Below are 19,019 nucleotides of genomic sequence, written 5' to 3' on the forward strand. Positions count from 1 at the left end.
ATACCGATAAAAAAGAATACCCTTAAATAAAAAAGTTTAAACCATAATATTTTTAACGAGAGGAGGGGGAGCAGTTTGCTAAGAGGTTTTTACACCGCAGCAAGTGGAATGATTGCCCAACAGCGTACACAGGAAGCTTTATCTAATAATATTGCCAATGCTAATACACCTGGCTATAAAGCAGATCAGACATCCTTAAAGGCATTTCCAGAGATGTTAATGCAGCAAATGGGCGGAAAAACAATTCCGACCTCCAACTCTTTAAATTTCCCTGTTCAAAACCCAATCGGTCCATTGAACACCGGAGTATATGTACAGGAAGCAGCGCCTAACTTCATGCAAGGAGATATTCGTGAAACGTCCGTGTCGACGGATTTGGCACTAGTTAACGGCATATTACCTGATGAAGCTGGTGCTCTTCTGTTTTCCGTACAGAACGAAGATGGCGATGTTCGCTACACGAGAAATGGTAATTTCACTGTGGATGGACAAGGATTCCTTGTGACAAATCAGGGGTATTATGTCCTTGATCAGGCAGGGAACACAATTCAGACAAATGGTATGGAATTTACTGTGACAGAAGATGGTCTCGTTCAAACAGAAGCAGGAGAAAGTGTACTTGGGATTTCGTATACAGACGATGCCAATGGGTTAGCGAAAGAGGGGAATGGCCTTTATAACGGCGATGCAGGTGCTGTTCCAGCTGGCGCAACCTATACCGTTCAACAAGGATTTCTGGAGCGGTCTAATGTTGATTCCCTTCAATCTATGACACGTATGATGGAATCTTACCGATTGTTTGAAACAAACCAACGTGTGCTAAGAGCTTATGATGAGAGCATGGGAAAAGCTGTTAGTGAGATTGGAAGGCTTACATAGTCGGAGTAGGAGGTACATATGTCCAGAACAATGATCCAAGCAGCAGTAACGATGAATCAGTTGCAAAACAAACTTGATTTGATTGGGAATAATATGGCGAACAGCCAGACAACAGGATATAAAAATCGGCAAGCTGAATTTTCATCCCTTTTATTCCAACAAATTAATAATATGACTGACCCGGCTGGAGCAGAAGGACGATCGACTCCAGATGGTATCCGTGTAGGGAATGGAGCCAAGCTTGGCTCCATTAACATGGATTTTACAACGGGTAGTATAAAGGAAACAGGTAGAGAGCTGGACGTTGCATTATTACAGGATAACCATTTCTATCAGGTTCAAGTGACAGAGAATGGTATCCCGGAAACACGCTACACCCGTGATGGGGCTTTTTATTTAAACCCAGTTAATAATAACGAAGCAGTTATGCTTACAGATGGGAAAGGTAATCCGATTCAGGGCGAGAATGGGAATATTATTATCCCAGAAGGATTTGATTCGATTTCTATTGATGAATCTGGACAAATAAATGTACAGCGTGGGAACCAAGTAGAAAATGCCGGTTCACTTGGTGTTGTTGAAGTTGTAAGACCGCGTTTACTTGAAGCAGCAGGGGAAAATGGCTTTAGGCTTCCTGATTTAGCTGGTTTAGGTTTTGCTATGAATGAAGTGGTACAAGCTCCTGCCACCCAAACCTTAGTAAAAAGTGGAGCGTTAGAAAATTCTAATGTGGACATATCAAAGCAAATGACGGATCTTATCTCAACACAACGAGCCTACCAGTTTAATTCACGAACCATTTCGATGGGTGACCAAATGTCTGGATTGATTAATCAGCTAAGGTCATAACACTATGTAAGCTATGATTTGCTATGTTAAAATGCAAGAAAGGCATAGGCTAATCATGTAAATAGGAAGTAGGGAGAAACAAACCATGTCAACGGAACGAGAGGCGAAACAAAGTAAGGAGCAGCAAACCCGCAAAGCATACAAAAAGGGTGCTAAAAAAGAGGCAACGATGGAGGCGAGCGAGTCCAAACAATCAAGGAAGAAACAAAAGGCTGAGAAGAACAGCGCTAAAAAGAAAAAAAGAGTTAGACTGCGCATATTCCCAATTTGGCTGCGTATCATCGTCGTCCTGCTTTTAGCTGCGATCGCTCTCGTTGCTGGTCTTATGGTGGGCTATGGCTTGATAGGAGATGGAACACCTTTAGACGCATTGAAAACCGAAACCTGGCGACATATAATCGATATTGTCACAAAAACAGAATAAGAGACATAAAGACCCTTTATAAACTAAAAATCCGGACAATCACCTAAATTTTATTGCTAAAATTTGAGTTTATTGTCCGGATATTTTTTGCCATTTTGATAGAGTGGACTGTTATAGCGTAGGAAAATGCGCAGATTCCGGTGGGAATAGCACGAGTAGAACGACCCTGAAGAAGCGACTTCTTGCTTGTGAGGATTCTAAGCCGTGCACACGGAAGGCGAAGTATTTTCCGAAACACAGAATAACAGTCACCAATTTATTGTTTTTTTTAACGGCTCTCTGCGCTTTTGATCGTCTAGCTACAAGAGCCAGAAACTAGGCGACTTCCCTTAGCGCTTTGCGATAAGTCATCATCGATTCGTTACCTCATCGTGATTCCTTTATCTCAGTTACTAAGGTCCATTCGCTACGTTTCTAAACGGCTCTCTGCGCTTTTGTTTGTTACTTGGTTATTTTTTTCCCTGTTACGAGACGGTAAATTAAAACAACCAGGGCAATTACAAGTAGGATATGAACTAATCCGCCTGCTACATCAAATGCAAACCCGATAGCCCATAAAATGAGTAGTATAATTAAAATCGTCCAAAGCATGAGGTTGTCCTCCTTTCAGGTGTTGTTGCTTATTATTAATTGTTTACTTTGATTAATACCTTATTTTAAGCGGTTTTAAACTTTTCTTTGCTATACTATATACATAACCCCATTAAAAGATAGGAGAATGAACATGGAAATTGAACAAATAAAAGAGACAATTCCCCACCGTTATCCATTTTTATTAGTTGATAAAGTGGTTGAAATGGAAGAGGGAAAACATGTTAAAGCATTAAAGAACGTTAGTATTAACGAACCATTCTTTCAAGGACATTTTCCAGAATATGCTGTTATGCCAGGGGTGCTAATTATTGAATCCCTTGCACAAGCAGGAGCAATGGCGATGCTTGGCATGGAAGAAAACAAAGGAAAAATTGGCTTTCTTGCAGGTGTAGATAAATGCCGTTTTAAACGTCAAGTAAGACCTGGTGACCAGCTTGAATTAGATGTGGAAATTACTCGATTAAAAGGCCCAATTGGCAAAGGGAAAGGGATTGCAAAGGTTGACGGTGAAGTAGCTTGTGAAGCAGAAATTACGTTTGCCATAAAGTAAATAAAGAGATGTTCCTGAGCTGTACTCTCAACAAAAAACAATTTTAAAAAAATTATTATGGACATGTATCACTTCTTTTAAAATGGTTATGCTAAACGCGATAGCATACATTTTAAAGGAGGAATTGACATGGATAAGAAATTTTTATTGAAGCTAGGTGCCCCGTTATTAGCACTTTCTTTGGTTGCGGCATGTGGAACAGATGATGGAAATGATCCTGCTGATGAGGAAGCTCCAATGAACCAAGAAGACGATAATAACAACGAGAATCCTATGGAAGAAGATAACAATGATCAAGGCGGTATGAATGGTGACGGCTCCGGTATGGAGGGAGATCCAGGAACAGACCAAGAAGATGGTATGGATACAGAGGACCGCAATAAAACAGATGAAGAAGAGAACATGGGTGCAGGAAACCAATAGCTCTATTTTCGTCAGTTCATTTTAAGTTAAAAGCAGAACCCTTTCATGATGACAATGTCAGTAGTTTATCATAGAGAGGTGATTCTGCTTTTCTGTGTTACAAATAGACAAAAAAGCGTGACATCCCGCCTAATCGCGAGAGTCACGCTTTTTCTATGTGGATCTAACGTATCATCCGTTCTTTCCCTTACCCTTTAAAATCAATTTGTTTACCAAGAGAAGGGTGTGGGGCAGCAGGGCTGTCTTGTTCAAGCATTTTCATCAAATCTTGCCCTTGCTGTTCCATCATTTTCATTGAGTTGTCCATCACGGCAATGCCAGCATTTGAACGAACGTGTTGATTTGCCATTGCCATGGAAAGTGCTGCAATATCCATATAACCCCCCCAAGCTATGTTAGTTTGATTATAGCATACACAAGGAGGAGTGGTTTACTGAGTCAGAAAACTTAAGCGTCTTCATCCTTTTTCTTCTTTTCTTTTTCTTCCTCATTCCCCTGAGCTGATTCCATATCGTTGGATTGTAGCTGGGAGCCTTGTTCACTATCCTTATGATCATTTGTAATATTATCGGTTTTTTTCTTAGGTTCTTGTTTGTCTGCCATGTTTAGTCCTCCTTACAAATTAATCTCACTATTAGTTGTTCCCGTTTTTCTCTCATAGAAACATTTCTTTATTACGATTGCAGAAAGAATTAACAGGAAAGCTACTTTGGTCGTAATTTAGTATCAAATCTAAATATTTTAGATTTATCTGAAAAATTATTACCAAATGATTAAAAATCATAGTAAAATAGACACATAAAATTGTTGAAAGGAAGGGGTAACAGATGGGGGATACGATAACATCAGTTTACATTATTACACCACATACAAAGGCAATTATTAGCCATGAATCTGCTTATTACAAATCATTAATTTACGAGACAGGGGAAGAACGACATTCTATTCATAATCCAACACAAATAATTGACAATAATTGTCTCATATTCGGTGCCAGTCGTGAGGGTAGAAAGAAGTCCGTTAAAGACATCCTCGGAGCTTCAAGTAAGCTACCGCTCCCTGTGATCCCACAGGTTGGTGTGTACATGATTCCTACTGCTTCTTCCAAGAACAAAGATTGTGTTTGGATTTCCTACCACCAGGTAGCTTCTTACGAACAGCAGGGTGATAAGACGTATATCACCTTTTTGGATGGAACAGGCATCCATGCCGCCACAACAAAAAGCTCCTTTGATATGCAATACAAAAGGACGAGTCAGCTCATCGTCCATATGAATCGTAGTATTATTTTTGGAAGAGCAGCCTTTCCAACAATTTAAGGATAAAAGGTCGTTCTAAAACGGAAAGCGCCATAAATGTATGGTGCTTTTTTGTTGTCATAAAATAGACACAATTTAAAACTTGTATAAGACCGCTTTCAACTAGTAAAGTAGATAAAGAAGGAGTGACTGACCAGTTAGTCATTAAAATAACTGAAACCAATTATATATGTAATCGTACAAAGGAACAGGTGTTTAAATGAATGAAAAAAAGATGAAGCTGATAGAGTGTGGCATGAGGCTGTTTGCTCAAAAAGGATATTATAATACGTCCATTCAGGAAATTGCCAGCGAATCCGGAATATCAAAAGGTGCGTTTTACATTCACTTCAAATCAAAAGAAGATTTTATAGCCACTTCATTTGAATATTTCCATCATAACCTTTCGGAAAAATTAGAAGAGGTCATGGAAGAAAGCGACGACCCGAGAAAGAGCCTTGCCAATCAAATAACGGTCTTGTTTGATTACTTATATAAGCATAAGGACAGTATTATGATGTTTATTCGTGAAAACATCTCGATTGGTGAAGATACAGATAAACTGATGGAGCATTTTAAAGTAGAGAATTTTAACTGGCTAAAAGGCAACATTACAGCCATTTACGGTAAATCTGCTCAACCTTTCCTAATTGATTTAGTTATCCAATTAGGTGGTTTATTAGATGGCTATTTCAAGTGGATTGTGCTCGATCATGTATCCATTGAAAAGGAAAAAGCAGGGGCTTTTCTTGTTAGAAGGCTTGATGATCTTATGATGGGGATGTTGGATCAACAAGAAATGGCATTAGTTACGTTTAAACAAATTCCAGAAGAATACACACAAACGGAAGATACAGAAGAAGGTCAACCATCTTCCGAATCGTTGATAACCATAATGAGAGATAAGCTATCAGATTTATCAGCCCCAAAAGAGGAAATACAAAGGCTAAGAGAAGTATTAGAAGTATTGGAAAGTGAATTTCAGAAAAAGGAACGACAAGCAGTGGTTATCCAAGGCCTACTTGCACATTTTAAAAATTACCCAAGCTTAAACAAAGAAAGTTATATGTTAAGCAAAATTGCTGGCATTAAACTTCTATAATAAATTGTTAATTAATGGAGAGGAGTTACATACATGAAAAGATGGATGATAGGTATTACTGCAGTTTTCCTAATTGGATTACTTGCTGCTTGTAATCAAGAGGAGGACACACAGGAGGATGAGAAAAGAGTTATTCCAGTAGAAACACAGGAAGCAGTGAATGATAACCTTGTGATAGAAAAGACTTTATACGGTAGAACAGCACCAGGAGCAACATCACCAATCATGGTTCAAAATGCTGGAGAAGTAGATTCACTAGAAGTTGAAAATGGGGATATGGTGGAAGAAGATGATTTGATCGCCACATTGACTACACCAGCAGGTAACCAAAATATAAGGGCATCTCGTGATGGGGAAGTTACACAGCTAAACGCTGCGGAGGGCGATATGGTAAGTACGGAAGAACCGTTTGCTGTCATTGCTGACCTTGCTGAGTTAAGAGTTAATTTTACCGTTACATCGGAGTTAGTTCCACATCTAAGCACAGGAGACAAACGTCAGGTCGCTTCTGGAGATGAGGAATATGAAGCAGAAATTAGCTCTGTCGATTCCATGCCAGGTGAAAACGGGCTGTATCCTGTTCAAGCCACGTTTAATAATGAAGAAGCTGACTTATTACCGGGTATCATTGTATCTATGAAAATCCCTGAGGAGACCATTAGTGATGCGATCATTGTACCTACAGAGGCGCTTAATGAAGGAAACGGAGAATCCTTTGTTTATGTAGTAAAAGAAAATAAAGCAGTGCGCGTCGTTGTGGAGATTTTGCAAACCCAATCAGAGAACACGGCAATTGAAGGTGATGTTTCAGAAGGTGACCAAGTTATAGTAAGCGGCCATTTAGGGCTAACTGATGGTGACCAAGTGAGCATCGCGGGAGGGGAGTAAGTTTTGAAAATAGTAAATACATCCGTTAAACGCCCGGTTGGCGTTATCATGATTGTGCTGGCAATCATTGCACTAGGAGTAGTTTCCTTACGAAGTCTAACAATCGATCTGTTTCCCAAAATAGATTTACCCGTGGCTGTAGTCGCCACCTCCTATCAAGATGCTGCGCCAGAAGAAGTAGAGAATTTGGTCAGTCGGCCAATTGAATCTGCAGTTAGTACAGTAGAAGGTATCGAAACAGTACAGTCACAATCCCAGGCCGGGTCATCCTTGGTTGTCATGATGTTCAGTAATGGCACAAACCTTGATCAGGCATTGTTGGATGTTAGGGAAAGTATTGACCAGGTTAGCGGTTCCTTACCTGGACAATCAGGGGATCCTAGAATCATGCGTTTTAACCCTGACCAACTTCCCGTCATGTGGGTAGGATTGACAGGAAAGGATACAGCCTCTTTAACAGAAGTTGCCGATGAGCAAGTAGTCCCTCTTTTGGAAAGACAGGATGGCGTAGGTTCTGTAAACGTTGAAGGTAGCAAAGAAAGAGAAATTAAACTTGTTTTAGACCAAGAAAGATTGCAGCAATATGGTGTATCAGCCCAAACGATTGCCCAGACACTTGGGAACACGAATCAAAATGCTTCGGTCGGAACGGTGGAACAAGGGAATAAAGATCTACAGCTCCGAATGACCGGCCAATTCGAATCAATAGAAGATATTGAAAAAACAATTATCCAAACAGAATCCGGCAGCACTGTCCATGTAGAAGACCTGGCAGAAGTGGAAGACTCATTTAAAGAGGAGTCGAGTACAACGCTTGTAAATGGAAAGCCTTCTGTCGTACTATCCATTCTTAAAAAGACAGATAGCAATACCGTAGATGTTGCCACAACTGTGGAAGATAGTTTAGCAGAGATAAGAGATAACCTACCAGCAGATGTCGGGTTAGACGTGATCATAGATACATCAGAGTTTATTCAGATGTCGATTGATTCTGTCGTACAAAACATTCTTATAGGTGGGCTTATATCCATCTTTATCCTGTTGCTATTTTTAAAAAGTTTCCGAGCGACATTAGTTATTGGATTATCAATTCCAATAGCCATTATTGCAACCTTTACATTGATGTATTTTACAGGAGAAACACTAAATATCCTTACATTAGGTGGATTGGCATTAGGTCTCGGTATGATGGTGGACAGTTCCATCGTTATTTTAGAGCACATATACTCTTACCGTAAGCGAGGGTATAGTCTTGTGGAATCAGCAACGAAGGGCGCATCTGAACTGGCACCAGCTGTAATTGCGTCTACTACGACGACATTAGTAGTATTTTTGCCAATTATTTATGTAGAAGGAATTGCGTCAGATCTTTTTACACCATTAGCCTTAGCAGTATCGTTCTCCTTAATTGCTTCTCTTGTTGTGGCGATTACGCTCGTTCCAATGCTTTCATCTAAATTGCTTTCAAAAGCAATGGAGGACAATGGTAGAAGATACTGGTTTGACCGATTCCTAGGCTGGTTGAACAATAAGTATCGTAGTGTATTAAAATGGGTGCTTGGCCATAGAAAGACATCCATTATTGGTTCTGTGCTAGCAATTGTTCTAAGTCTAGGTCTGATTCCGTTTATTGGAGCAGAGTTTATTCCATCTGCTGACCAAGGACAAGTAGAAGTCCGAGTCGAAACAGAATTAGGAAGCACCCTTGAACAAACTGAAAGTATTGTAGAGCAGGTGAATGAAAGACTAACTGAATTTGAAAGTGATATTGAAACCAATTATGTCAGCATTGGTGGAGGTTCTGGCATGGGCTTCGGTGGTGGTGGCGGCAATACTGCTACGTACACCATGCAGTTAATTCCATCAGGTGATCGTGATGCCTCCACTGCAAATATCGTGCAAGACATGGATAAAGCTTTACAAGACATCGCAGGTGCAGAAATAACAGTCAGCTCAATGGACTCAGGTATGGGCACAGGTGACCCAATTCAGATTAAACTGAACGGTCCAGAGCATGAGGTGCTCACGGAGCTTTCAGAGCAAGTGGTCAACAGGATTTCTGAAGTAGATGGTGTCTATAATCCTGAAAGTGCTGCAGATGAAGGTATTCCACAAATGAATATAGTAGTGGATAAAGAAAAAGCAGCAATGTATGGACTAACACAGGAACAGGTTACCGGACAGATCCAGTTACAATTTACTGGCCAGGTCGCGACACAGTATCGTGAAGCAGGTCAGGAAATGGATGTTACAATGACCTATCCTGAGGACGAACGTTCTAGCATCAACGATTTACAGGATACCAAAATACAAACTCCTTCTGGGGATGTCATTCCACTTGAAGAGGTAGCCGATTTTGAGAGCATGCAGGGGCCAGCTGCATTAAGTCGGGAAAATCAGCAACCGCAAATGAATGTAACGAGTCAAATAGCAGATCGTGACCTCGGAAGCGTCGTTGCTGATGTGGAAACTGCAATGGATGAAATGAATTTACCTGAGGGATATAATTATTCCATCGGCGGTCAGGCCCAAGATATGGCAGAGTCATTCAGTGATCTGGCATTAGCCCTGGTATTTTCCATCTTTCTGGTTTATGCGGTAATGGCAATTCAGTTTGAAAACTTCCTGTTTCCACTGATCATTATGTTTGCAATGCCTACGACGGTTGTCGGGGTGTTACTAGGTTTATTTGTGGTAGGTATTCCGCTAAGTATCCCAGCGTTTATCGGAATTATCATGCTCGCCGGTATCGTGGTAAACAATTCTATTGTACTGGTTGACTACATTAATATTTTGCGACGAAACGGTAAAGATCGTTACGAGGCTATTTTAGAAGCGGGACCAAGCAGGCTACGTCCAATTTTGATGACAACATTAACAACCATTTTAGCAATGGTTCCACTTGCCCTAGCATTAGGGGAAGGAGCGGAAACGCAACAACCGCTCGCAGTAACGATCATCTTTGGACTTGGAGTATCAAGTATCTTTACACTATTACTCATACCAGTTGTGTACACATTATTTGACGACCTAACAGCAAAAATAACGAAAAGAAGGAAAAAGAAACAAGCATAATTAACAAGGCTCCTCGCAGTTGGCGGGGAGTCTTTTTTTTAGATGTGTGGAAGTGACTGTTCAGGAGAAGGTATCGGCGGAGAGAGGGAGGATATCAGCCGGTTGGAGGAGATAACACCCAATATGGGGGAATATCACATTAGCGGACCTGCATCAATCAATTAGACCAGTGTCACGCACAAAAAACAGCCCCGCATTTTGCGGGGCTGCTCTTCATCATACTTTATTCACTCTTTGCAACGTCCCACCAGTGGAAGCCGTCATTTTCTAAAAGCTGGTTGGCTGCTTCAGGTCCCATGGAGCCAGAAGCGTAATTAGGAAAGTCAGCTTTTACTTCTTCCCATCTGTTTAGAACAGTGTCAATGAAAGCCCAAGAATGAGCTACTTCATCCCAGTGGGTGAAATTGGTTGTATCACCTATCATGCAATCGTATAGAAGCTTCTCATAAGCCTCTGGCGTATTAATGCCACTTACACCGTTATTTGTGTAAGAGAGCTGGATTGGCTCGGCGATGGATCCCATGCCAGATTTTTTCGCATTCAAGTATAAGGTAATGCCCTCATTTGGCTGAATGTTAATGACAAGCAAATTAGGATGCTTTTCCGCCTCCTCTTTATAGTAAAGATTCATCGGAATATCTTTAAATTCTACTACGATTTTGGTGCATTTTTCCGCCATGCGTTTTCCTGTGCGAATATAGAAAGGAACACCAGCCCAACGGTAATTGTCGATCATTACCTTACCAGCCACGAATGTTTCGGTGTTAGAGTCATGAAGCTCTTCTACTTCTTCACGATAACCAGCTACTTCGTTTCCTTTCATTGTTCCCTTGCCATATTGCCCTCGAACGAAATAATCATCTACTTGCTCTGGCTCAAGCTGGCGTAGTGCGCGTAATGCTTTTACCTTTTCCGAACGTATTTCATCAGTGGTCAGTTTAATCGGTGGTTCCATTGCAAGCAATGCTACCATTTGCAGCATATGGTTTTGGACCATGTCTCGTGCTGCACCTGAATGATCATAATAGCGAGCGCGATCTTCTACACCTAGCTCCTCACTAGAGGTGATTTGCACATTGGAAATAGATCGATTATTCCACAAGTGTTCAAATATACCATTAGCAAAACGAATAACTTCAATGTTTTGCACCATTTCTTTGCCCAAATAATGGTCAATACGATAGATTTGATCCTCGTCAAATGCTACCCGAATCTCTTTGTTCAACTCTTTTGCTGACTTGAGATCATGACCAAATGGTTTTTCAATAACAAGTCGTGTCCAACCATCACTATTTTTCAAACCATTTTCCTCAAGACGATGGGCGATAGAGCCGAAATATTCCGGTGCCATGGCCAAATAAAAGATCCTGTTTCCACCAGTTTCATATGTAGACTCCAAGTTGGTAATTAAACCGTTAAGTTCCGTATAGGATTCAGCTTGTGTTACATCAAACGAATGGTAGTAAAAGTGTGAAGTAAATTCCTCTGCATCATCTTCTATAGAAAGAGAATTTTGCAAGGACTCTTTCACATTCGTGCGAAATACGTCATTGGTCCATGGTCTTCTTGCCAAGCCAACGACCGCAAAGTCATCGCCGATTTTACCACTTTTATATAGTTTATAAATGGAAGGAAAAAGCTTTCGCTTCGCTAAATCCCCTGTTGCGCCGAATATAACAATTACTGCTTTAGGTGTGTGTAAGTTAGTCAAAAAAAGCCTCTCCATTTCATGTGAGATAATACATAATTTTATAAGGAAAAAAATGATAAATCAACTAATCAAACCGGACGTTGTCGAATCACACGTTATGAAAGCGTATTATGTGAGACTGAAATGAGCTTGGTGCTCATGCTATTATTTTCGAGGTGGCTGCATTTTAGCTTGTACATAAGCCTTAAAACCTATGCAGTAAAAACGGTAGCTAGCCTATGGTTTCAACCAATCCCACGATTTACGAAATAATTGATTTACTACTTCAGAAAACATCAGCCCGATGGCGATGGCACCAGCTAGCAACATTACTTTTGCGGATAATTGAACCGCATGGAAGTAATCATTTTCTACAAAATTGCGCATTGCATCATATGCAATGCCTCCTGGCACGAGTGGAATAATGCCGGAAACATTAAAAATAATAATAGGAGTGCGGTACAGCTTTGCACAAATATGGCTGAGAACAGCTACGAGCATGGCTGCAAAAACCGTTGCTGGTACCACGTCAATTCCTTCTGCTACTAAAATATAATATAAAAGCCATCCGAACATACCGACAAGCCCACACTGGATTAGAGCATTTCGCGGGGCGTTAAATAAAATACCGAAACCAGCTGCGGCTATAAAGCTTGTAATACATTGTGCCAAAATCATAAAAATCACCTCATTCTAATCAAACTCACGTTATATAAAAGCAAAGACCACAGCTACTCCTGCGCCAATAGCAAAGGCTGTTAGCATTGCCTCTACACCCTTTGACACACCAGCTACCAAGTGACCAGCCATCAAGTCTCTCACTGCATTTGTAATATGCAAACCAGGGACGAGTGGCATGACAGCCCCAATAATGATCTTATCCAGGTTTATTCCAATTGAAAAATGCAGAAAACCTACGGCAAGAATGCCTATAACAAAGGAGGCGAAAAACTCTGCAAAAAAACGGGTTTCGACAAGCTTTTCAAACCCAATCATTGCAGCAAATCCAACTCCACCAGCTAAAAAAGCTGGCAGAAAATCATGCCATAGTCCACCAAACATAATGGCAAAGCTGCCACTAACTAAAGCAGCAGCTAATATCAGGAGCCAGGATGGATACTGTTCTTTTGAAGATGAAACGCCTTTTAATAATAAAAGAGCTTCCCGTGGGTCAAGTCCTCCTGCCACAATTTGCCGAGATATATTATTTACTTCCGCTATTTTATGTAAATCTGTGGAACGTTTCGAGATACGTCTGAAGTGGGAGGCTTCCTCACTGTCCGTAGAAAAATTAATCCCAGTCGGGGTTGCATAGCTTTCTGCCTCGGTCAATTCAAAAGCACCTGCCATTCGGTTCATTGTGTCTTCTACACGATAGGTCTCTGCACCGCTCTCAAGCATAATTTTCCCTGCAAGTATACATACATTGGAAATTACTCTCCGTTCATCCATTTGATTACCGCACTTTCATTTATTGATATGATAAAAGTATAAGGGGTTGTGATCATAAAGAAAAGACAAAAAAATACCTGTAGTTAAGACACGCTTTTCGAGTGTCCTTACTACAGGCTTTTGATAACGAATAATTTATGGTGCCATCATAAATAATGAAACTAATGCAATAATCGGAATGCCTAAAGCTAAAGCTAAACTAATAAGTGTAAAAGATTGTACAACTGGCTTCGCTTCAGGAGTGACATCCACATTTCGTTGCAGGAAAATAAAGAAAATAGCATAAGCCATAAGAAAAAGAACAATGAAACCGGGAATATAAAGCTCGTTTATTGTGTTAACGGGAGCAAGATTTATGTAGCCATAGACTATCAACAATAGTGGAATTATTTCACAGAGTGCAACGCCGATAATAAATTTCTGTTGGATGCTTTGCTGTGAGCTAGGATTCTCTTTCAGTTTTCCCACTAACACTTTATATAGAGTAAGAATTGGGATAACGGCTAGTACTGCGGCTGCGACAAAATAATAGGCCATTTTCATACACCTCCTTTCTAACACGTGATAATACGATAAGCGGCAATAAAGGTTTCACTTTTCTCTGTGAATAGCAACTGGAGGAGCACTGGTTTAAAAAGATACTTGCTTGAAGCTTCCTATTTTCGATATAATCTAAGAAAGTTCTACACAATATTAATTGTCTCAGTCATCATGAATAATAGGAGAAATATATGTTTAATTATGTCGACTTCACTATTGCGTTTCTAATTGCTGCTGTATCATCCCTAGTTTTAACATATCCCGTTATAAAACTTGCTAACGTTATTGGGGCAGTGGACCTGCCGAACCACCGAAAAGTACATAAGAGTGTAACACCAAGATTAGGTGGTATTGCCATTTTCCTTGGTGCGTTTTTGGGTGCCCTTTATTTACAACCTAGTCACCCGCACTTACCCGAAATTTTAATAGGTGCATTAGTAATACTCCTGACAGGTGCATTGGATGATCGGTTTAGCATCAGGCCAGTAGTTAAGCTGACCGGCCAGCTCGTCGCAGCCTCATTCCTCGTTTCCTCAGGTCTTATTATTGAAAAGCTGACCTTGCCATTTATTGGTACAATCGAGTTAGGTTTTGTTAGTGTACTTATTACTGTGCTATGGGTTGTTGGGATAACGAATGCGATAAATCTGATTGATGGATTGGACGGGCTGGCAACAGGTGTCACGACAATTGCCTTAATTAGTATTTTTATCATGGCGCTGATTGACGCACAACTACTAGTTGCCTATTTAAGTATCGTTCTAATTGGAGCGAATCTTGGTTTCTTAGTCCATAACTTTTACCCTGCAAAAATTTATATGGGGGACTCAGGGTCTAATTTTCTCGGATATATGATCGCTGTGGTTTCCATGCTTGGTTTGTTTAAAAATATCGCCTTGTTTAGTTTTATTATTCCAGTTATTGTGCTAGCAGTGCCGATATTTGACACCCTTTTTGCTATCGTAAGAAGGGCTTACAACAAAGAAAATATTATGATGGCAGATAATAAACATGTCCATTATCAAATTCTTCATGCAGGCTATAGCCACCGTACTACGGTACTGATCATATATGGTTTTAGTGCGTTGTTTGGAGCGATGGCGATTCTTTTCTCGAATGCGAATATTACCATTTCATTTGTAATTACACTTTTCGTGCTTGCACTTTTACATATATTTGCAGAGCTTGCTGGGATCGTGATGGGTGGAAAAAGACCAGTTCTTGATTCGATTAGGAGACTATTTAAAAGGAAACAAAAATCAAAGAGTTGAATAATTACAACTTAGAAAGTAGACTCTAAAGGTTGATTAGATGACGGAAGACTTTACGTAGTATATGCTATAGAAAGCATAGATATATTTAACAGAAAGAAGGAATTCTAATGGCAAAACAACAAATTGGTGTTATCGGCTTGGCAGTAATGGGTAAAAACCTTGCCTTAAATATTGAAAGTAGAGGCTACTCGGTTGCAGTGTTTAACCGCTCACCTGAGAAGACAGAAGCGTTTTTAAACGAAGAGGCAAAGGGCAAGAACTTTGTCGGTAGCAGCTCGATTGAAGAATTTGTTCAATCACTGGAAAAGCCTCGTAAAATTATGCTAATGGTTAAAGCAGGTCCAGCAACGGATGCAACCATTGAATCATTAAAACCTCACTTGGAAAAAGGCGACATTTTAATTGATGGTGGTAACACACTATTTGAAGATACTATCCGTCGTAATAAGAGCTTAAGCGAATCTGGCATCCATTTCATCGGTACAGGCGTATCAGGTGGAGAAGAAGGCGCACTTAAGGGTCCATCTATTATGCCAGGTGGGCAAAAAGAGGCTTATGATTTAGTAGCACCAATCTTTGAAGCTATTGCTGCTAAAGTAGATGGCGACAGCTGTACGACGTACATTGGCCCAGATGGAGCTGGTCATTACGTAAAAATGGTGCATAACGGAATTGAATATGGTGACATGCAATTAATCTCAGAAGCATACTTCATTCTGAAGCATGTATTAGGCTTAGAGGCAGAAGAGCTACATGAGGTATTTACAGAATGGAATAAGGGTGAGCTTGACAGCTACTTAATCGAAATTACAGCAGATATCTTTACGAAAAAAGATGATGAGACAGGTAAGCCAATGGTAGACGTTATTCTAGATAAAGCTGGCCAAAAAGGTACTGGGAAATGGACAAGCAAAAATGCACTTGACCTAGGTGTTCCACTTCCATTGATTACAGAATCTGTTTTTGCTCGTTACATTTCATCACTAAAAGAAGAACGTGTCCATGCAAGCAAAACAATTTCAGGACCGACACCTCAACCTTATGAAGGGGATAAAAAAGAGCTTATTGAGGCAATTCGCAAAGCATTATACATGAGCAAAATTTGTTCGTACGCTCAAGGATTTGCTCAAATGCGTTCACAGTCTGATGAAAATGGCTGGGACTTAAACTATGGCGATATTGCAATGATCTGGCGTGGAGGCTGTATCATCCGTGCACACTTCCTGCAAAAAATTAAAGAAGCCTATGACCGCGATGCTGAATTGAAAAACCTTCTGCTTGATCCATACTTCAAGGAAATTGTCGAAGGTTATCAGTCAGCACTACGTGAAGTTGTTGCTGTTGCAATTAAAAATGGTATTGCTGTTCCGACGCTTTCCAGTGCTGTTGCTTATTATGACAGCTACCGTAGTGAGGATCTTCCAGCAAACCTTATCCAGGCACAGCGTGATTACTTCGGTGCACATACGTTTGAAAGAAAAGATAAAGAAGGCGTATTCCACCATAGCTGGTTCTAAAATAAAAAGCATAAAGCAAACCCGACAACTGCGTCCAAGCAGCTGTCGGGTTTTTAGTAGGAAAGATGAACAAAAGAACCAAGCAAATGCTCAAATACCGCAATAGCAAAAGGCCTACCATCTTTCGTAAGATGATAGGCCATTTTCATTTTTGTACTTCTTTACCACCGCTAATGGATGTAGGAAGTGTGGTACTAGTTTTGTTTTTTCCGTTCACTAATACCTTTTTCTTTATTATAGTCCTCATTCAATGCTTTATACAGAGATATCATCATAAACAGCAATATAAAGGCGAAAGGAAACGCCGAGACGATCGATGCGGTTTGTAATGCATCTAATCCTCCTGAAGCAAGTAGTACAGAAGCGGTTGCTGCCTGGATGAGTCCCCAAACCAATTTAATTTTGCTTGGTGGATTTAGACTACCATTTGTCGTTTGCATGCCCAGAACGAAGGTTGCAGAGTCAGCAGACGTAATAAAGAAGGTAGTGACTAACAGTATCGCTAGCACGGTCAATACGGAAGCAAAAGGGAAGGAGTCAAATAGTGCAAACAATGTCTCCTCTTGTGCTAAATCAGTTAACCCATTTGTTACCCCATGGAGTTCTTGGAATAAAGCGGAACCACCAAAAACGACAAACCATAGTGCACAAACAATAGTTGGGAGGAAGAGGACGCCTATAACAAATTCACGAATTGTTCTCCCTTTTGATATTCGGGCAATAAATGTTCCAACAAATGGGGACCATGCAATAAACCATGCCCAATAGAAAACAGTCCAGTCTTGAACCCAACCATTAAAATTCTCATCAAAGGAACCAGTTTGGAAACTGAGACCCGGCAATGCTTCCAGATAGGAACCAACCGTTGAAATAAATGTATTAAGAATAAAATTTGTCGGACCGATAATTAAAGTTAACAAAAGCAATAATGCCGCTAGAATTAGGTTTGTATTACTTAAGTATTTCATACCTTTACTAATGCCTGTCCAGGCAGAAAACATAAACAGTATGGTTATAATGATGATAATAACGAGCTGTGTCGTGAAATTATTCTCTATACCAGAAACGAAGGATATACCTCCACTAATTTGTGAAGCTCCTAATCCTAGTGAGGTAGCCACACCAAAAACGGTAGCAAATACTGCAATCACATCAATCGTTTTTCCAACCCAACCTTTTGTTCTTACACCAAGTAGGGGTTCGAAAGTTGCGCTAATAAGCCCTGGTGCACCTCTTTTAAATTTAAAGTAAGCAATAGATAATGCGATAATGGTATAAATAGCCCATGTGTGTAATCCCCAGTGAAACACAGAATAACGAAGTGCATTTTTAGCTGCTTCTACGCTTTCTGGATCTGCTTCAGGAGGAGCAGCAAAGTGGGCTAAAGGCTCGGCAGCACCCCAAAAGATAATACCGATTCCCATTCCTGCACCAAACAGCATGGCAAACCAAGTGATTTTACTATATTCAGGCTTATCACCTTGTTTTCCTAAACGCATTTTTCCAAAACGGCTAAAGATTAGGTAGATAGAAAATATCAAAAATGTCGAGACAGAAACAATATAAAACCACCCGAAGTTTGATGTCAAAAAGCTTTGTGCTTGTGTTGTAATATTTTCTAGATTTGATGGTGCAAGTACGCCCCATAAAACAAAAACGGCGGATAGAAGCAACGATATCCAAAAGACTTGTCCAATTTTACCCATAAACAATTCTATCTCCTTTCAAAACGTATAATCAAAACAATATATAGTATAGGTTAGTAAGGCATCTTTTATAAAAGTTAATAACATAGTCCAAAATTACGTACCAAATAATCTTTCCTTTATAAAAAACCTATATAGAACGCCCTTTCTATTTTTAACATAACGCAGTGATGGTAGCAACCGAAATGAACAAGTAAAACTGTACGTTTTTTACAAACGGTAATAACTATAAAAAGCCTTTACAAGCAAAGATACCGCTTACAAAAGAGGGTGAAAAGTATTGAATTACCTTAGGAAAAGGTTTGACTATTATAGGATTATATTGGTAATTTATTGAGATGGCTCGAATTATTGTTCAACAAACCGTATACTAATTAATGATAGATTATGTGAGAGGTTAACTATCTATTTATTTTTATGAGTTAACGGGTGCTAAAACCCCGTTTTGTTCAACTAATACTAAGTGGAGAAAAACGTTAACTACTTATTGAAGTTTCAGTTTATAGTTTAGGTCTTTTGAAGGAGGCTCCTTTGTTAGTTCAACTAATGAAGATTCGCCTTCTTTTTTTGTTTTTCTGCAGCATAATGTGGAGAATAATGTAGAAATAAATCTAAAATTCTGAAAAAACAAGACCTATTTACCCAGGACTATTGGCGCTATTCCAATCTAAGGAAATTCTGTATGATATTAATATCTGAATATTATGTCACGAAAAATTCAGAGAAGGAGGAATTGTTCATTTAGTAGACTACTATTT

General features: G+C 39.9%; 19 protein-coding genes. 11 read left to right on the forward strand and 8 right to left on the reverse strand.

The annotated features are described in order from the left end of the window. Nucleotides 1–75 precede the first annotated feature (75 nt). The 3 genes from BN985_RS04890 (at nucleotide 76) to BN985_RS04900 (ending at nucleotide 2,152) form a co-directional block, all read left to right on the forward strand. Nucleotides 76–879 carry a flagellar hook-basal body protein gene (locus BN985_RS04890; protein WP_042221449.1) on the forward strand — a complete coding sequence of 268 codons (804 nt, stop codon included), beginning with the start codon at nucleotides 76–78 and terminating at the stop codon, nucleotides 877–879. A gap of 18 nt (nucleotides 880–897) precedes the next feature. Next, a complete protein-coding gene (locus BN985_RS04895) occupies nucleotides 898–1,728 on the forward strand; it encodes a flagellar hook-basal body protein (protein ID WP_042221450.1) in 831 nt (276 codons plus the stop codon). Between the two features lie 85 nt (nucleotides 1,729–1,813). Continuing rightward, the gene (locus BN985_RS04900; RefSeq protein WP_042221451.1) at nucleotides 1,814–2,152 is read left to right on the forward strand and encodes a DNA-directed RNA polymerase subunit beta; all 339 of its coding nucleotides are present in this window, start codon (nucleotides 1,814–1,816) and stop codon (nucleotides 2,150–2,152) included. A gap of 441 nt (nucleotides 2,153–2,593) precedes the next feature. On the opposite strand, the gene BN985_RS18950 is transcribed toward BN985_RS04900, so the two are convergent. Further along, complete coding sequence (locus BN985_RS18950) at nucleotides 2,594–2,743, reverse strand: lmo0937 family membrane protein (protein ID WP_106898006.1); 150 nt, start codon at nucleotides 2,741–2,743, stop codon at nucleotides 2,594–2,596. 133 nt (nucleotides 2,744–2,876) lie between these two features. Here BN985_RS18950 and fabZ point away from each other — a divergent pair, with 133 nt between their 5' ends. After that, nucleotides 2,877–3,296, forward strand: coding sequence for a 3-hydroxyacyl-ACP dehydratase FabZ (gene fabZ, locus BN985_RS04905; protein WP_042221452.1), 420 nt, complete (start codon nucleotides 2,877–2,879; stop codon nucleotides 3,294–3,296). A gap of 129 nt (nucleotides 3,297–3,425) precedes the next feature. Further along, a complete protein-coding gene (locus BN985_RS04910; protein ID WP_052360609.1) occupies nucleotides 3,426–3,719 on the forward strand; it encodes a hypothetical protein in 294 nt (97 codons plus the stop codon). A gap of 187 nt (nucleotides 3,720–3,906) precedes the next feature. Here the strand turns inward: BN985_RS04910 and BN985_RS04915 are convergent, their stop codons facing one another. Together BN985_RS04915 and BN985_RS18955 are read right to left on the reverse strand one after the other, a co-directional pair. After that, complete coding sequence (locus BN985_RS04915; RefSeq protein WP_042221453.1) at nucleotides 3,907–4,095, reverse strand: YjfB family protein; 189 nt, start codon at nucleotides 4,093–4,095, stop codon at nucleotides 3,907–3,909. Nucleotides 4,096–4,166: 71 nt separating this feature from the next. After that, nucleotides 4,167–4,322, reverse strand: a complete 156-nt coding sequence (locus tag BN985_RS18955) for a hypothetical protein (protein WP_156960076.1) — start codon at nucleotides 4,320–4,322, stop codon at nucleotides 4,167–4,169. A gap of 224 nt (nucleotides 4,323–4,546) precedes the next feature. Between BN985_RS18955 and BN985_RS04920 the strand changes: the two genes are divergently transcribed. The 4 genes from BN985_RS04920 to BN985_RS04935 all read left to right on the forward strand — a co-directional run bounded on the left by BN985_RS04920 (nucleotide 4,547) and on the right by BN985_RS04935 (nucleotide 10,082). Continuing rightward, nucleotides 4,547–5,038: a competence protein ComK gene (locus BN985_RS04920; RefSeq protein WP_042221455.1), complete on the forward strand. Its 492-nt coding sequence runs from the start codon at nucleotides 4,547–4,549 to the stop codon at nucleotides 5,036–5,038. Nucleotides 5,039–5,237: 199 nt separating this feature from the next. Next, the gene (locus tag BN985_RS04925) at nucleotides 5,238–6,119 is read left to right on the forward strand and encodes a TetR/AcrR family transcriptional regulator (RefSeq protein WP_042221456.1); all 882 of its coding nucleotides are present in this window, start codon (nucleotides 5,238–5,240) and stop codon (nucleotides 6,117–6,119) included. A gap of 33 nt (nucleotides 6,120–6,152) precedes the next feature. Then, nucleotides 6,153–7,007 (forward strand): efflux RND transporter periplasmic adaptor subunit, encoded by an 855-nt coding sequence (locus tag BN985_RS04930; RefSeq protein ID WP_042221457.1) that lies wholly within the window; start codon nucleotides 6,153–6,155, stop codon nucleotides 7,005–7,007. A gap of 3 nt (nucleotides 7,008–7,010) precedes the next feature. Further along, on the forward strand, nucleotides 7,011–10,082 hold the full coding sequence (locus BN985_RS04935) for an efflux RND transporter permease subunit (RefSeq protein WP_042221459.1): 3,072 nt from the start codon (nucleotides 7,011–7,013) through the stop codon (nucleotides 10,080–10,082). 223 nt (nucleotides 10,083–10,305) lie between these two features. On the opposite strand, the gene zwf is transcribed toward BN985_RS04935, so the two are convergent. From zwf to BN985_RS04955, 4 genes are all read right to left on the reverse strand, one after another. Beyond that, nucleotides 10,306–11,808, reverse strand: a complete 1,503-nt coding sequence (gene zwf / locus BN985_RS04940; protein WP_042221461.1) for a glucose-6-phosphate dehydrogenase — start codon at nucleotides 11,806–11,808, stop codon at nucleotides 10,306–10,308. Between the two features lie 201 nt (nucleotides 11,809–12,009). Next, nucleotides 12,010–12,450: a threonine/serine exporter family protein gene (locus BN985_RS04945; RefSeq protein WP_084157450.1), complete on the reverse strand. Its 441-nt coding sequence runs from the start codon at nucleotides 12,448–12,450 to the stop codon at nucleotides 12,010–12,012. Nucleotides 12,451–12,480: 30 nt separating this feature from the next. Further along, on the reverse strand, nucleotides 12,481–13,224 hold the full coding sequence (locus tag BN985_RS04950) for a threonine/serine exporter family protein (RefSeq protein WP_042221463.1): 744 nt from the start codon (nucleotides 13,222–13,224) through the stop codon (nucleotides 12,481–12,483). Between the two features lie 135 nt (nucleotides 13,225–13,359). Continuing rightward, complete coding sequence (locus BN985_RS04955) at nucleotides 13,360–13,761, reverse strand: hypothetical protein (protein WP_232225532.1); 402 nt, start codon at nucleotides 13,759–13,761, stop codon at nucleotides 13,360–13,362. A gap of 194 nt (nucleotides 13,762–13,955) precedes the next feature. Between BN985_RS04955 and BN985_RS04960 the strand changes: the two genes are divergently transcribed. Next, nucleotides 13,956–15,035, forward strand: coding sequence for a glycosyltransferase family 4 protein (locus BN985_RS04960; protein WP_042221466.1), 1,080 nt, complete (start codon nucleotides 13,956–13,958; stop codon nucleotides 15,033–15,035). Nucleotides 15,036–15,145: 110 nt separating this feature from the next. After that, the gene (gndA, locus tag BN985_RS04965; protein ID WP_042221468.1) at nucleotides 15,146–16,555 is read left to right on the forward strand and encodes an NADP-dependent phosphogluconate dehydrogenase; all 1,410 of its coding nucleotides are present in this window, start codon (nucleotides 15,146–15,148) and stop codon (nucleotides 16,553–16,555) included. A gap of 194 nt (nucleotides 16,556–16,749) precedes the next feature. Here gndA and BN985_RS04970 read toward each other — a convergent pair whose 3' ends face one another. Further along, nucleotides 16,750–18,261, reverse strand: a complete 1,512-nt coding sequence (locus BN985_RS04970; protein ID WP_042221469.1) for a glycine betaine uptake BCCT transporter — start codon at nucleotides 18,259–18,261, stop codon at nucleotides 16,750–16,752. Between the last annotated feature and the right edge of the window lie 758 nt (nucleotides 18,262–19,019).

This window comes from Oceanobacillus manasiensis (assembly GCF_000724085.1).
GTDB lineage: Bacteria > Bacillota > Bacilli > Bacillales > Amphibacillaceae > Oceanobacillus_B > Oceanobacillus_B manasiensis.

Excerpts from the sequence above, each read along its gene's own strand:
- BN985_RS04895 (WP_042221450.1), top strand. The coding sequence starts at position 898 with ATGTCCAGAACAATGATCCAAGCAGCAGTAACGATGAATCAGTTGCAA.
- BN985_RS04900 (WP_042221451.1), top strand. The coding sequence starts at position 1,814 with ATGTCAACGGAACGAGAGGCGAAACAAAGTAAGGAGCAGCAAACCCGC.
- BN985_RS18950 (WP_106898006.1), bottom strand. The coding sequence starts at position 2,743 with ATGCTTTGGACGATTTTAATTATACTACTCATTTTATGGGCTATCGGG.
- fabZ (WP_042221452.1), top strand. The coding sequence starts at position 2,877 with ATGGAAATTGAACAAATAAAAGAGACAATTCCCCACCGTTATCCATTT.
- BN985_RS04910 (WP_052360609.1), top strand. The coding sequence starts at position 3,426 with ATGGATAAGAAATTTTTATTGAAGCTAGGTGCCCCGTTATTAGCACTT.
- BN985_RS04915 (WP_042221453.1), bottom strand. The coding sequence starts at position 4,095 with ATGGATATTGCAGCACTTTCCATGGCAATGGCAAATCAACACGTTCGT.
- BN985_RS18955 (WP_156960076.1), bottom strand. The coding sequence starts at position 4,322 with ATGGCAGACAAACAAGAACCTAAGAAAAAAACCGATAATATTACAAAT.
- BN985_RS04920 (WP_042221455.1), top strand. The coding sequence starts at position 4,547 with ATGGGGGATACGATAACATCAGTTTACATTATTACACCACATACAAAG.
- BN985_RS04925 (WP_042221456.1), top strand. The coding sequence starts at position 5,238 with ATGAATGAAAAAAAGATGAAGCTGATAGAGTGTGGCATGAGGCTGTTT.
- BN985_RS04930 (WP_042221457.1), top strand. The coding sequence starts at position 6,153 with ATGAAAAGATGGATGATAGGTATTACTGCAGTTTTCCTAATTGGATTA.
- zwf (WP_042221461.1), bottom strand. The coding sequence starts at position 11,808 with ATGGAGAGGCTTTTTTTGACTAACTTACACACACCTAAAGCAGTAATT.
- BN985_RS04945 (WP_084157450.1), bottom strand. The coding sequence starts at position 12,450 with ATGATTTTGGCACAATGTATTACAAGCTTTATAGCCGCAGCTGGTTTC.
- BN985_RS04950 (WP_042221463.1), bottom strand. The coding sequence starts at position 13,224 with ATGGATGAACGGAGAGTAATTTCCAATGTATGTATACTTGCAGGGAAA.
- BN985_RS04955 (WP_232225532.1), bottom strand. The coding sequence starts at position 13,761 with ATGGCCTATTATTTTGTCGCAGCCGCAGTACTAGCCGTTATCCCAATT.
- BN985_RS04960 (WP_042221466.1), top strand. The coding sequence starts at position 13,956 with ATGTTTAATTATGTCGACTTCACTATTGCGTTTCTAATTGCTGCTGTA.
- gndA (WP_042221468.1), top strand. The coding sequence starts at position 15,146 with ATGGCAAAACAACAAATTGGTGTTATCGGCTTGGCAGTAATGGGTAAA.
- BN985_RS04970 (WP_042221469.1), bottom strand. The coding sequence starts at position 18,261 with ATGGGTAAAATTGGACAAGTCTTTTGGATATCGTTGCTTCTATCCGCC.